We start from the raw sequence: 12,761 nt of genomic DNA, 5'->3' as shown, positions 1-12,761 counted from the left end.
TGAATACCAGTGCACAGTACAGTTGTCCGCCGCGGTGGCCCTCCGCGCGGGTGTCCAGGGAGTGGGGAGCTCAGTGGCTGTGCCGCTTGCTCGCCCAGAAGACGGCGCGGGCCGCTCTTATCCGCTCGGCCTGCCGACCGGGGTCGAGGGCCGACTTCAGGGCGGTGCGCAAGAGTTCGGGGTCGACGAGCTTGCCGCTGCCGTCCGGCGCGGTGCGCCACAGGAACGAGTGGTGGCGCACACCCGTGATGCCGTCGGCGTCGGGGGACGGCATGGACAGGTCCTCGCCGGCGGTGAGCATCCGCACGTCCTCCGTCTCGGGCCAGACCGGGGCGCCCGCCAGGTCCGGGCGCGTGAGGATGTAGAACACCGGGCGCGGCTTGGCATGCTCCTCGAGCACCGGCACGGCGTCCGCCTCATCGCCCAGCTCCCACAACACCGTCAGACCGAGCGGCTGCTGCACGCGTAAGGCGTCCCAGTCGCGGCCCGCAGGGAGCTTCGCCAGATACGGCGACCGGTCCCATGCGGCATATGCGTCGCTCGGCTTTCGGTGACAGGAGGCCAACCACTGCGCTCCGTCCATTGGGTGACCATACGTCAACTGCCGTGTCTGGTCAGCGGATTCATCAATCCGGCGAACCCGCTCCGTGAAGGTTTGGCCATGACCGCCGTCCAGGGTGCGGACTTCGCAGATGGCACATGCCAGAACGCGGCGGAGAAACGGCACGCGAGACTCCACGCCAAGCGTGCTGTTTGTGTGGATAATTCCGCTATGCCGGATTCTCTCGACGCGGTGGACGAACCCGTCCACGAACGCCACGCCTCTTGGCTGGAGCTGTTCTTCGACCTGATCGTCGTCGCGGGGGTGGGGCAGCTGGCCCATTTGCTGCACACCGGTCCGTCCTGGGCGGCACTGGGCGAGTACGGACTGCTGTTCCTGGCGTTCTGGTTGACGTGGGTGATGTTCACGATGTACGCCAACGTGGCCCAGGACCGGGCGCGCACACTCGTCGTCATCGTCGCCATGTTCGGGATGGCCGTGATGGCCGCGGCCGTGCCCGGGGTGCGGGAGTCGGACGAGAAGGCGTTCGCGTTCGCCCTCGCCTACGTGGTGGTACGCGTCATCGCGTCCCGTGCGGCGAACCGGCCGGGGCAAGTGGTCGTCGATCTGCCGATTCTCCAGCTCAGCGGCGGACTGGTGCCGTGGATCGTGTCGCTGTGGGTCGGCGGGGACGCCCGGCTCTGGCTGTGGGCGCTGGGGCTCGCCATCGACCTGGCCGTCATGGTGCGGGTCTCGCGCGGCGCGATGCAGGAGGCGGTCGACGAGCACTGGGACCAGGCGAAGGAACGCGTGGAGCGGCGCCTCGAACAGGAAGCGAGCAGAAGTGATGCCGGGCGCCCGGCCCGTGGTATCGGCGAGCGCGGTCGCCGGGCCCTCATGAAGCCCGAGCTGGTGACCGCGGACCTCACGCACCTCTCCGAGCGCCTCGGCCTGTTCGTCCTGATCGTCCTCGGCGAAGGGCTCGTCCAGTCCGTCGACGCCGCCGGGGAGGCCCGGTGGAACGGTTCGGTGCGGATCGTCGCCGTCGGTGCCTTCGCCATCCTGGTCCTCGTGTGGGCGCTGGCGCTGCTGGGCGGCGCGCACGGGCTGCCGCTGCTGGCCCCGGAGGCGCTCCCCGTGCACTTGGTGCTGCCGCTGCACTGCCTGTTCGCGGGGTCCGTCGCGGCGCTCGCGGCCGTGCTCGGCAGGGCGGTGGCCGACGCGGACGGTGCCCTGCCGGCGCCTGCGCGGATGCTGCTCGGCGCCGTCGTCGCGCTGCTCCTGCTGACCGCGGGGGTGTGCGCGTGGGCCTCCGGCCGAGGGTGGCGGTGGACGGCGGGGGCCGTGCTGCCGGCCCTCGTGGTGGCGGGCCTGCTCACGGTGGGCCAGGGCCCGTCGGTGTCCGAGGGGCTCGGAACCGGGTCCGCGGTGGTGCTCGCGGTGGTCGCGGTCGGCTGGCCGGTGGTGTGGCGGGCACGGCGAGGCGAGCCCGAGCCTGCGACGGCCGACTGAACCGGAGACCGGCTGAACCGCAGACCGGCTGAACCGCAGACCGGCTGAACCGCAGACCGGCTGAACCGCAGACCGGCTCAACCGGAGACCGGCTCAACCCCGCCGCCCTGTCGCTTACGGGGCAGCCCGGTTCGGCCGGTCTCGGTTCAGGCCGGGGACACCAGCCACGCGGCCGTGTCCTGCGGCAGCGCTCCCGCCGTCAGGGGGCCGCTGGTGAGGACCGGGGGGCCGGTGAGGCCGAGGGCGGAGAGGGGGAGCGGGGCCTCGTCCAGGTTCACCACGCACACCAAGTTCCCGCGGCGGAACGCGAGATGGGACGCGCCGGGCGCGGAGAGCCACTGCGGGGGCGCCGCGGGATCCGGGGCCGGATGGGTGCGGCGCAGCCGCAGCGCCCGCCGGTACAGGGCGAGCGTCGAACCCGGGTCGGCCTGTTGCGCGGACACCGTGAGGGGCGCCCAGTCGTCGGGCTGGGGCAGCCAGGTCGCCTCGGGCGCCGCACCGCTGAACCCGTACGGCGCCGCCGTGCCGGACCAGGGCAGCGGGACACGCGCGCCGTCACGGCCCCGCTCGGTGTGTCCGGAGCGTTCCCACAGCGGATCGAGGATGCGGTCGTCGGGCACGAACGCCTGCGGGAGACCCAGCTCCTCGCCCTGGTACAGGTAGGCGGATCCGGGCAGCGCCAGCATCAGCAGCGCGGCCGCACGGGCGCGCGCCAGGGAGCCGTGCCGGGTGACGGGCCGGGGCGCGTCATGGCTGGAGAGCAGCCAGGTCACCGCGGAGCCGGGCACCGCGAACGAACCGTCGATGACCTCGCGCAGTTCCTTCGCGTCCCAAGAGGCCTCCAGGAAGGCGAAGTTGAAGGCCTGGTGCATCTCGCCGGGGCGGATGTAGCGGCCGAGCCGGGCCGGGTCGAAGACCGCCGACTCCGCGACCATCACCCGGTCCTCCGGCTCCACCGCACCCGGTGGCGCGGGGTACGTGTCGAGCAGGGTGCGCCACTCACGGTAGAGCGGGTGCAGCTCCTCCTGGTCGTAATAGGGCATGAGGTGGTTGCGCAGGGGGTCGGTGTGCTGCCCCGGACCCGCGTCGGGCAGCCCCTCCGCCTTGAACAGGGCGTGCGCCACGTCCACCCGGAAGCCGTCCACGCCCCGGTCGAGCCAGTGCCGCAGTACGTCGGCGAAGGCGTCGCGCACCTTGGGGCAGCGCCAGTTGAGGTCGGGCTGCTCGGCGGCGTGCAGGTGGCAGTACCACTCGCCGTCCGCGACCCGCGTCCAGGCGGGTCCGCCGAACGCCGACTGCCAGTCGTTGGGCGGCAGTTCACCGTCCGCGCCCCGGCCGGGGCGGAACAGATACCTCTCCCGCTCCGCCGAACCGGGCCCGGCGGCCAGCGCCTCAAGGAACCATGGATGCCGGTCGGAGGTGTGGTTCGGGACGAGGTCGACGATGAACTTCAGGCCCAGGTCGTGGGCGCGGGCGGTCAGCGCGTCGACGTCGGCCGTCGTCCCCAGGTCCGGGGCGACGCCTGTGTAGTCGGCGATGTCGTAACCGCCGTCGGCCAGCGGTGACGGATAGAACGGAGTGCACCACACCGCGTCCGCGCCCAGGTCCTTGATGTGTTCCAGGCGTTCGGTCAGCCCGGGCAGGTCCCCGATACCGTCGCCGTTCGAGTCGGCGAAGGCCCGCGGATACACCTCGTAACAGACCATGTCCTGCCACCAGTTGTTCATGCGGTGACTCCGCCCAGGGCAGGGGAGAGGACCGGCTGTTCGCGGCCCGTCGCGGCGGCGACCGTGGCGGCTTCGGCGACCGCCACCGCGCCGAAGCCGCTGAGGGCGTCCGCCGTCGGCGGGGTGCCTTCGCGCACCGCCCGTACGAGGTCGGCCATCGCCGCGCGCACGCTCTGCGCGTACACATACGGCTTGCGGGCCTCGCCGCCGAGGTCGATGACGGCGTGCACGTGGTGCGGTGCGGTGCGCCGCTCGCCGCGCCCGCGGGCCGGAGCGACAGGCCCCGCGTCGCGCTCGACGTGGACCGTGAGCTGCTCGTCGCCGTGCGGCCGGAAGCCGTCGACCGCCAGCAACGGGGCGGGCTGGAGCGGCAGTTGCTCCCAGCGGCGGGCGCCCGCCTCGTCGGTCCACGCCGAGATCTCCGCGTACGCGGGGATCCAGCCGGTGATCCGCGTCTCCTCGAACCCGTGGTCCAGGCGCATGAGTTGCCGCTCCGCGCGATGCGCGTGAGTGAAGGAGTGCAGGTGGGAGGCGAGGACGCCGCCGGGGTGCACGACATCCGCGCTCACCATGTCGACCGGTCCGCCGGGCCGCGCCACCGCCGTGGCCCGTACGCTCACCGGGTCCGAGCCGAGCAGCATCCGCGCCGCGTCGAAGAAGTGCACGCCGTGCTCGACGAAGATGCCACCGGAGTGCGCCGGGTCCCAGAACCAGTGGTCGGGTCCGAGATCCTCGTCCGCGGCGTCGTTCTCGAACAGGAACCGGCGCACGGGCGCGAGCAACTCCCGCTCCATGAGCCGCTGGACCGCCCGCAGCAGCGGGTTGTAGCGCAGCACGTGGTCCACGACCAGGACCCGCCCTGCGCGGCGCGCCTCGTCGGCGACGGACGCCGCGTCCTCGGTCGTGGTGGCGAGGGGTTTCTCGCAGAAGACATGGCGCCCCGCACGCAGCGCAGTGGTGGCCATCGCGGCGTGGGTGGCGGGCGGCGTGGCGATCAATATGGCTGCCACGTCGTCCCGTTCCAGGAGCTCGTCGAGCGAGCCGAGGGCCGGGACGCCGTGCCGCTCGCCCAACGCGCGTGCGCGGGAGCGCGACGGGTCCGCGACCGCCGCCAGGCGCAGGCCCGGCAGCCCGGCGACCGCGTCCAGGACGAACTCCGCGAACCCGCCGCAACCCACGAGCCCGATACCGAGCGGGGCACCCTCGGTCATGCGGTGCGCTCCAGGAGGGCCACGCCGATGTGCGCGTCGGCCATGCCGTAGAAGACGTACAGCCGGCCGTCGATCTCCTCGATCGCCGTCGGGAAGACGACGTTCGGCACCGTGCCGGAGGTCTCCTCCTCGGTCTCCGGCGCCATCAGCGGGGCGTCCGAGCGGGCGAGGATCCTCGACGGGTCGGCCGGGTCGAGGATCATCGCGCCCGCCGCGTACGACACCTTCTGGTTCTGCGCCCACGGGTCCTCGATGGTGCCGGAGACGCCGTGGTGGATGAGCAGCCAGCCCTCGGGCACCCGGATCGGGGCCGGACCGCCGCCGATCTTCAGGGACTCCCACTCGTACTCGGACAGAGCCACGAGGGTGTGCTGACGCGGGCGGACGAGAGCGCGGATGTCGGCCTCGACCTCCTTCACCGGAACGTACGAGATCCAGATGCCGGGCCGCTCGTCGGTGACACCGGCCGGCAGGTGCACGCCCTCGCCCTCGCGGAACCAGCCGAGGTCCCACATCGGGCGGTGCAGCATCGCGTACGACAGCTCGCCGTCCGGGGCCGGGACCGGCTCCGGGAAGTGGACGACGTCCTTGTTCGGGAACAGGTTGAGGTCGGTGTCCAGGTCGGCCTGGTACGCGAACTGGATCGGGCCGAGGCGCGTCCAGTCGGTCAGGTTCTCCGAGACGGCGAGCGCGGGCTTCGGGCCGAGCGGGCCGTACGCCACGTAGGACATGACGTGCTGGCCGAGCGAGGGGACCCAGGTGACGCGGGGGTCCTCGACGCCGGCGTTGTTCTTGCCGCGCTCCCAGCCCTCGTCGGGGGAGAGGACGACGCCGCGGCGCTCGACGCCGTTCGGGACACCCTGCTCGTCGAAGGTGACCTCGGCGAGGCCGACGCGGGAGACGTTGCCCTCCGCGACCAGGCGGGGCAGCAGGTGCAGCGTGCCGTCGGGGGTGCGGCCAGCGGCCGGGTTCAGGACGCCCTCGGCCTCGTTCGCCTCTCCGGCCAGGGGGGACATGACGACGCCCTTGCGCACCATGCGGTAGGGGATGGGAGTGGAGTTACTGGTCATGATGCGGTTCAGCCCTTGGTTGCGGAGTCGATGTCGGTGGAGGTGAAGTGGCGCTGGAACACGAGGAACAGGACCACCGCGGGGACGGCCAGCACACACGCGCCGGCCAGCAGGGCGCCCGCCGGATTGGCGACCGTGCCCTGAAGGTTGGAGAGGAAGCTCGCCAGCGAGACCGCGAGGGGCTGCATGTCCGCGTTCTTCGTCACCAGGAACGGCCACAGGAACTCGTTCCACGGCCCGATGAACGTCAGGAGCAGCGCGGTCAGGATGGCCGGCTTGGCCATCGGCAGCGCGATCCGCCACAGGATCCGCAGCTCGCTCGCGCCGTCGATGCGCGCCGCCTCGAAGAGCGACTGCGGCATCTGTGAGAAGAACTGCCGGAACAGGAAGACGGCCGTGGAGTTGATCGCGAACGGCAGGATCATGCCGAGGTAGTTGTCGCCGAGCCCGTAGTCACGGACCACGAGCACGTACAGCGGCAGGGTGAGGAGCTGGAACGGGATCATCTGCACCAGCAGCAGCGCGCCGAACACCGCGCCCTTGCCGCGGAACTTCAGCACCGCGAGCGCGTATCCGGCGAGCACGCCGAAGACCAGCGTGCAGATCAGGACGCCGATCGTCATGATCCCGGAGTTCAGCAGCGAACGGCCCAGCGAGATCGTGCTGTTGATGGCCGCGTAGTTGGCGCCGGTGAGGCCGGAGGGGATCGCCGCCGACAGGTCGCCGGCCGTGACCTTCCGCAGCGAGCCCACGACCATGTAGTAGAAGGGGAAGAGGAAGGCGACCGCGCCGAGCGACAGCAGCACGTAGCGCAGGGTCTTGCCGATCGGGCGGCTCGTGGCACTCATGTCAGTTGCCCCTCTCGGTGAGCTTGCGGGCGGCGAGCGAGACGACCATGACGAAGGCGATGAGGACGACGCCGAGCGCCGCCGCGACATCGGGGTGCCCCTGCTCGATGCCCTTCTGGTACATGAGCAGCACGGGCGACGTGGACGCGTGGTCCGGGCCGCCGCCCCCGGTCAGCAGGTAGGGCTCGCTGAACATGTTGGCGCCGGTGATGATCGCGTAGATGACGACGAGCGTGGTTGCAGGACGTACGCCCGGCACGGTCACCGAGAAGAACTGCCGCACCTTGCCCGCGCCGTCCATGGCGGAGGCCTCGTACAGCTCCTTGCCGACGTTCTGCAGCGCGGCCAGGTAGAGCATCACGAAGAAGCCGAGCTGCTTCCAGGTCACGAAGACGGCGATCATCGGCATCGCGAGATGCGAGTTGACCAGCCACGACGGGTCCGGGGCGTGCGAGCCGAGCAGATGGTTGACGAAGCCGTCCTGCCCGAAGAGGAACTGCCACACGGCGACGAGCGCGACGCTCGCGGTCACGTACGGGAGGTAGAACGCGGCGCGGAAGAACGCCCGCCCCCGTATCTTCGCGTTCAGCGCGGCGGCCAGGACCAGCGAGAGGCCCACGGTCAGCGGCACGTTGATGACCAGGAAGATCAGGATGTTCAGGAACGCCTGGCCGACCACCGGGTCGGTGAACACGTCCCTGTAGTTGGACAGGCCCACCCACGGCGAGTCGACATCCGTGCCGGGAGCGGTGAAGTAGAAGCGGTGGAAGGACATCCACACCGTGTAGACCAGCGGTATCGCGAAGACCACCAGCAGGAACAGCACGTACGGCGACACGAACAGCGCGCCGACGCGTGACCGGAAGCGGTCCGTGGGGGCGTTCATGACGGGTCTCCGTACTCGGTCAGCAGGTGGGTGATCTCGGACGAGGCGTTGCGCAGGCCCGCGCGCGTGGACTCGCGGCCGAAGATGACCGACTTCGTCCACTCGTCGCGGAAGGCCTGCCAGATGTCGACCGAACCCGGTACGTTCGGCACCTCGACGACGCGCTTCGCCTGGTCGGCGAAGGCCCTGTACGTGGGGTGCTCGTCGAAGTAGCCGGCGTAGCGTTTCGTCAGGTCCTCGCGCATCGGCATCTGCCCGGTCGTCTCCAGGAACCGGCCGTCCTGGGCGCTCGACGTCGCGAACCTCAGCAGGTCCCAGGCCGTGCCCCGGTTCTTGCAGGCGCTGAACATCGCCACCGACTTCTCGTCGCTGAACGAGTGCTTGCCCGCGCGGCCGTCGGCCGTGGGCACCGGCGCGACACCGATGTCCACGCTGTTCTTGTACGCGGAGACCGCCCACGGCCCGACGGTGGCCATAGCGGCCTTCCCGTCGTTCAGCGCGTCGCCCGGATACGCCTCCTGCGGCGCCAGCTTCTGCGCGTACAGCGTGCGCCAGAACGCTGCGACCTGGTGGCCCGCCTTCGAGTCGAACTGCGGCTTGCCGTCCTCGATCAACTGCTTGCCGCCGCTCTGCGCGGCGAACGCGGGATAGAAGTCGTACCAGGGCTGGAAGAAGTCACTGGACGGCGACGGCCAGATCGCCGCCTTCGCGGCGCCGCTGTGCACCAGCGTCCGGGAGGTCGCGAGGAACTCCTTGTACGTGGCGAGCTTCGGGTGCTCCGGATCGAGGCCGGCCTTCTTGAACAGCTTCTTGTTGTAGAGGATCATCACCGGGTTGCTCTTCCAGGGCAGCTGGTAGAACTTGCCGTCCGGCGACCTGTACTGGTCGGCGAGGCCGCCGCTGCGGTCGGTGACGTACGACGTGCCGCCAGGGAAGTCGTCCAGCGGCACGAGCCCGTTCTGCTTCTGGAACGTCGGCACCGCCGCGGGCGAGGTGTTGAAGGCCAGACACGCCGTCGTGCCCGCGATGATCGAGGCGCTGATGGCCTCCTCGGACGTCTTGCCCGCGGGGATCTGCTGGGCCGTGACGTGCTGATCGGGATGGCGCTTGTTCCACGCGGCCACCATCTGCTTGCCCCACTGCACCTCTTGGGCGTTGTTGGACAGCCAGACCTTGATCGGTCCGCGCGCGTCGGCGGCGACGGTCGCGTCGGGGGCGGACCGGCCGCAGGCTGTCGCCGTTCCCGCGAGCGCGAGCACGACCAGCGCGGACGCCGTTCTCCTCAGCATGATGATCTCCGAACTGTTCACGCACGGCCTCGTCGCCGTGCGCAATTCCCGGTCCGCGCGGGCGCGGCCGAAGTCTGTTGCTGTGTCGCCTTGTTGGTCTGTCGCGCTGTCGCTCTGGCGCGCGGATTCAGTCGCGCGGGGCGGGACCGATCGACGCGCGGGGAATGAACTCGGCGGGCGGCAGCGCCACGTGCGCCGCGCCCTCGTCCCCGGTGAGCACCGCGTCCAGGGCGCGGGCCGCGGCTTCGCCCCAGCCGCGGGCGTCCGCGCGGGCCGAGGAGAGCGGCGGATAGCTGTAGCGGGTCAGGGGCGCGTCGTCGTAACCGACGACCGAGAGGCGCTCGGGGACCCGGACGCCCAGCTCCTGGGCGACCGAGAGCCCGGCCATCGCGGCCAGGTCGTTGCCGTACACGATCGCGGTCGGCGGGGTGTCGAGCGCGAGCAGCTCACGGGTGGCCCGCGCGCCGCCCTCGGCGCTGAACCCGCCGGGCAGCACCGGGCCCTCGGGCAGGCCAAGGTCGCGCAGCGTCTGCTCCCAGGCGAGGCGGCGCCGGTGCGCGTGCCGGAACTCGCGGGGGCCCTCGATGTGCGCGATGCGCCGGTGGCCGAGATCGGCGAGGCGGCGGACCGCGGCGGAGTAGGCGGGTTCGTCGTCCAGGCTGACCGTGGGCAGTCCGTCGCCCCACTCGGGCTGGCCGACGACCACGGCGGGCAGGCCGAGCCGGCGCATCAGCGGGGGGCGCGGGTCGTCGTGCCGGAGGTCCGTGAGCAGTACGCCGTCCACCTGGCGCTGGGCCGCGAGCCGTTCGTACACGCCCTGCTCCTGCTCGGGCGTGGTCACGTGCACCATCAGGCCGTCGCCGCGCTGACCTATGACAGCTTCGACGCCCGCGATGAACGCCGGGAAGAAGAGGTCTGCCCCGATCTGCTCCGGTTCGCGGGCCAGGACGAGGCCGAATGCCCCGGCCGTGCCGAGGGAGAGGGCGCGGGCCTGGCGGCTCGGCGTCCACCCGAGGTCGTCGGCCGCCGCGAGCACGCGGGCCTTGGTGTCCTCCGCGATGCCGGGGCGGTCGTTGAGGGCGAAGGAAACGGTGGCGCGGGAGACCCCGGCGTGGCGTGCGACGTCCGCGATGGTGGGTTTGCGGGCCATGGCGTGCGCAACTCCTTGGGTGCGGCCTCCGGATGGGCGTTCAAACCGGTTTGAACGGCCGAACGGCGTTGACTAAACCGGTTTGAACGCGGAGGCGTCAAGGGGTTGGCCGATGTGATCTGCGTCGCTGTGCCCTCGGGTGGGACAGGTGGTGTCGCGGCCTCGCTCAACGCCCGCCGTGCGAGCGGCGGTTGAGAACGGCGACCGTCGCCAGCAGGGCGAAGAGGGCCACCGCGAACCAGGTCATCGCCGAGGTCGCCGTGAGCGCGAGCGTGGCGACGCCGAGGGCGACGGCCGGGCCGCTCAGCCCCAGATAGGCGACGAGGAACAGGCCCGCGAGCGCCTCGCCGCGCCGCGCGGGCGCCGCCATCGCGACCACGGCCCCGACCGCCGCCTTGAACAGCAGCCCCGCCCCGACGCCCGCGACCGCGCCTCCCACCAGGAACGTGGCCAGGTCGGCGGTGTGCATCCCGACGACGAGCGTGAGGAAGCCCGCGCCCTCCGCGAGCAGCCCCAGCGTCGACTTCGCCCGCGGCGGGAGGCGGTTGGTGAGGATCTGGGCGACGGCCGCGCCACCGAACACCAGGAACGAGATCGCCCCGGCCAGCAGGTGCGACGGACGGTGCAGCGTGTGCGCGACGAACCCGGCGGCGATCGACGAGAACAGGCCGAACACCGCGAAGGACGCGAACGCGCCCGCCGCGGCGGCCACATACCCGGCCCGGTCGCCGTGGTCGGCGCTCACCCGCTGCGGCCGGTAACGCGGCCTGACCGACAGCTCGCGCACGGTCTCCGGAGTACGGGACAGGGCCAACGCCACGGCCGCGATGAGGACGGCGAACACAAGATAGGGCAGCCGCAGCGGAGCCGTCACGTACTGCGCGAGGAACCCGGAGACCAGCGGGCCGAGGCCGAGCCCACCGATGTTGGCGGCCGTCGACACCGTCTCGAACCGCCCCGGGGAAGCGCCAGGACGGTGCGCGCCGTGCAGTTCGGCCAGGTGGGCGGTGGCCGTCGCACTGAGCATGCCGATGCCGAGACCGCACACGAACCGCGCGACGAGCAGCACCGGCAGCGCCGGGCTCGACAGGAACAGCAGGGCGGCCACGAACTCGAGGCCGAGCGCCGGAAGAAGGATCTTCTTGCGCCCCACCCAGTCCGACACGTGCCCGGCCAGCATCAGGCTGACCACCACGCCCACCGCGTACACCGCGAAGACGACGGTGACCATGAAGGTCGAGAAGCCGTCCCGCTCCTCGTACAGCGGATACAGAGGCGTGGGCACCGTCGAGAACGCCATCGACGTGAGGAAGGCGAGCGCCACGATCCAGAAGCCGATGCCGTGGCGGCGCGAACCCTCGGAGGGCCGGGCAGCGGGGGAGTGGGACGGGGTGCGGACGCGCGTCGGCGTGGCCATGCGGCAGGAGTCCGATCGGCTGGAGGGGGTGCGGGTGGGTACGTCCCACTCTCCGTCCGCGCAGCCATCACGTCCAACGAAACTTATCGCTCGTGACGATCGCGAAGAGAGATGGTTGATGGGATGGTCGACGAGTGGAACTACGTCATCTCGAGTACTTCGTCGCCGTCGCGGAAGAGCAGAACTTCACGCGCGCGGCGGCCCGTCTGCACATCGTCCAGTCCGCTGTGTCCGCTGCCGTCAAAACGCTGGAGCGCGAACTGGACGCACGGCTCCTTGACCGCAATTCCAAGCGGGTGCTGCTGACCGACGAGGGGCGGGCGCTGCTGCCGCGCGCCCGGATCGTCCTGGAAACCGCGCGCGACGCCGCCGACGCCGTGGCCGAGGTGCGCGGCGCGCTGCGCGGCACCCTGCGCCTGGGCACCCTCACGTCGATCCGGCTGATCGACCTGCCGGGTCTCCTGGGTGAGTTCCACCGTCGTCATCCGGGGATCCAGGTGCAGATCACCGTCGCGCCGACCGGGTCCCAGGGGCATCTCACGGCGCTCGCGGAACGCCGCCTGGACCTTGCCCTTGTTTCGCTGCCCGGGGCAAGCCCGGCCGAGGTCGAGCTGACGCCGCTGGCCGGCTCGACCCTCGACCTCGTGGTGCCGGCCGATCATCCGCTCGCGGGGCGCGACAGCGTGGCGATCCGCGAACTGGCCGGGATGCGGTTCATCGACTGTCCGGTCGGCTACGGAAACCGCTCCGTCGCCGACCGCGCCTTCGCCACGGCGGGCGTCCCGCGGCACGTCACCATCGAGATCACGGACCTCGCCACCAGCGCCGACTACGTCAGGGCGGGCCTTGGCGTCGCCCTGGTGCCGCGCTTCCTCGCCGACACCGCGCACGGGCTGACCGTCCTTCCGGTGACCGACGCGGACCTGGGCTGGTCGCTCTATCTCGCGGCCCCGGCCGACCGCCCGCCGAGCGCCGCGGCCCGCGCGCTCACGGACCTGCTGCGGAATTCGGCCGAAGCCACCGCATGAAGGCGCAAACCGGGGGTTGAGACGCCTCTGGCATGTGCCATACGTTTGGATGCGCCGAAGAGGGTTACCCTCTTCAACGCCC

At 71.3% G+C, this 12,761-nt stretch carries 11 protein-coding genes; 2 read left to right on the top strand and 9 right to left on the bottom strand.

Annotation, left to right across the window (positions count from 1 at the left end; genetic code table 11):
- Positions 1-70: 70 nt before the first annotated feature.
- Positions 71-583, bottom strand: a complete 513-nt coding sequence (locus ACIRHA_RS14785) for a hypothetical protein (protein WP_403844750.1) — start codon at positions 581-583, stop codon at positions 71-73.
- Positions 584-772: 189 nt separating this feature from the next.
- On the opposite strand from ACIRHA_RS14785, the gene ACIRHA_RS14780 reads away from it, so the two are divergent.
- Positions 773-2,053, top strand: coding sequence for a low temperature requirement protein A (locus ACIRHA_RS14780; RefSeq protein WP_403844748.1), 1,281 nt, complete (start codon positions 773-775; stop codon positions 2,051-2,053).
- A gap of 146 nt (positions 2,054-2,199) precedes the next feature.
- On the opposite strand, the gene ACIRHA_RS14775 is transcribed toward ACIRHA_RS14780, so the two are convergent.
- The 8 genes from ACIRHA_RS14775 to ACIRHA_RS14740 all read right to left on the bottom strand — a co-directional run bounded on the left by ACIRHA_RS14775 (position 2,200) and on the right by ACIRHA_RS14740 (position 11,651).
- Entirely contained in the window at positions 2,200-3,780 is a 1,581-nt protein-coding gene (locus ACIRHA_RS14775) for a glycoside hydrolase family 13 protein (protein ID WP_403844745.1), read from the bottom strand.
- Entirely contained in the window at positions 3,777-4,991 is a 1,215-nt protein-coding gene (locus ACIRHA_RS14770; RefSeq protein ID WP_403844743.1) for a Gfo/Idh/MocA family protein, read from the bottom strand. The genes ACIRHA_RS14775 and ACIRHA_RS14770 overlap by 4 nt, the downstream gene beginning before the upstream one ends.
- Complete coding sequence (locus tag ACIRHA_RS14765; RefSeq protein WP_403844740.1) at positions 4,988-6,061, bottom strand: glycosidase; 1,074 nt, start codon at positions 6,059-6,061, stop codon at positions 4,988-4,990. Before ACIRHA_RS14765 ends, ACIRHA_RS14770 begins: the two co-directional genes overlap by 4 nt.
- Before the next feature lie 8 nt (positions 6,062-6,069).
- Complete coding sequence (locus ACIRHA_RS14760) at positions 6,070-6,909, bottom strand: carbohydrate ABC transporter permease (RefSeq protein WP_403844738.1); 840 nt, start codon at positions 6,907-6,909, stop codon at positions 6,070-6,072.
- 1 nt (position 6,910) lies between these two features.
- Positions 6,911-7,795: a carbohydrate ABC transporter permease gene (locus ACIRHA_RS14755; RefSeq protein WP_403844736.1), complete on the bottom strand. Its 885-nt coding sequence runs from the start codon at positions 7,793-7,795 to the stop codon at positions 6,911-6,913.
- Positions 7,792-9,084, bottom strand: coding sequence for an ABC transporter substrate-binding protein (locus ACIRHA_RS14750; RefSeq protein ID WP_403844733.1), 1,293 nt, complete (start codon positions 9,082-9,084; stop codon positions 7,792-7,794). Before ACIRHA_RS14750 ends, ACIRHA_RS14755 begins: the two co-directional genes overlap by 4 nt.
- 127 nt (positions 9,085-9,211) lie before the next feature.
- A complete protein-coding gene (locus ACIRHA_RS14745; RefSeq protein ID WP_403844731.1) occupies positions 9,212-10,234 on the bottom strand; it encodes a LacI family DNA-binding transcriptional regulator in 1,023 nt (340 codons plus the stop codon).
- Positions 10,235-10,400: 166 nt separating this feature from the next.
- Positions 10,401-11,651 carry an MFS transporter gene (locus ACIRHA_RS14740; protein WP_403844729.1) on the bottom strand — a complete coding sequence of 417 codons (1,251 nt, stop codon included), beginning with the start codon at positions 11,649-11,651 and terminating at the stop codon, positions 10,401-10,403.
- 134 nt (positions 11,652-11,785) lie between these two features.
- Between ACIRHA_RS14740 and ACIRHA_RS14735 the strand changes: the two genes are divergently transcribed.
- The gene (locus ACIRHA_RS14735; protein ID WP_403844727.1) at positions 11,786-12,679 is read left to right on the top strand and encodes a LysR family transcriptional regulator; all 894 of its coding nucleotides are present in this window, start codon (positions 11,786-11,788) and stop codon (positions 12,677-12,679) included.
- Positions 12,680-12,761: the final 82 nt, after the last annotated feature.

Source organism: Streptomyces sp. NPDC102360, assembly GCF_044766085.1.
Lineage (GTDB): Bacteria > Actinomycetota > Actinomycetes > Streptomycetales > Streptomycetaceae > Streptomyces.
This window is presented reverse-complemented; position numbering and strand designations above follow the sequence as displayed.

Excerpts from the sequence above, each read along its gene's own strand:
- ACIRHA_RS14785 (WP_403844750.1), bottom strand. The coding sequence starts at position 583 with ATGGACGGAGCGCAGTGGTTGGCCTCCTGTCACCGAAAGCCGAGCGAC.
- ACIRHA_RS14780 (WP_403844748.1), top strand. The coding sequence starts at position 773 with ATGCCGGATTCTCTCGACGCGGTGGACGAACCCGTCCACGAACGCCAC.
- ACIRHA_RS14775 (WP_403844745.1), bottom strand. The coding sequence starts at position 3,780 with ATGAACAACTGGTGGCAGGACATGGTCTGTTACGAGGTGTATCCGCGG.
- ACIRHA_RS14770 (WP_403844743.1), bottom strand. The coding sequence starts at position 4,991 with ATGACCGAGGGTGCCCCGCTCGGTATCGGGCTCGTGGGTTGCGGCGGG.
- ACIRHA_RS14765 (WP_403844740.1), bottom strand. The coding sequence starts at position 6,061 with ATGACCAGTAACTCCACTCCCATCCCCTACCGCATGGTGCGCAAGGGC.
- ACIRHA_RS14760 (WP_403844738.1), bottom strand. The coding sequence starts at position 6,909 with ATGAGTGCCACGAGCCGCCCGATCGGCAAGACCCTGCGCTACGTGCTG.
- ACIRHA_RS14755 (WP_403844736.1), bottom strand. The coding sequence starts at position 7,795 with ATGAACGCCCCCACGGACCGCTTCCGGTCACGCGTCGGCGCGCTGTTC.
- ACIRHA_RS14750 (WP_403844733.1), bottom strand. The coding sequence starts at position 9,084 with ATGCTGAGGAGAACGGCGTCCGCGCTGGTCGTGCTCGCGCTCGCGGGA.
- ACIRHA_RS14745 (WP_403844731.1), bottom strand. The coding sequence starts at position 10,234 with ATGGCCCGCAAACCCACCATCGCGGACGTCGCACGCCACGCCGGGGTC.
- ACIRHA_RS14740 (WP_403844729.1), bottom strand. The coding sequence starts at position 11,651 with ATGGCCACGCCGACGCGCGTCCGCACCCCGTCCCACTCCCCCGCTGCC.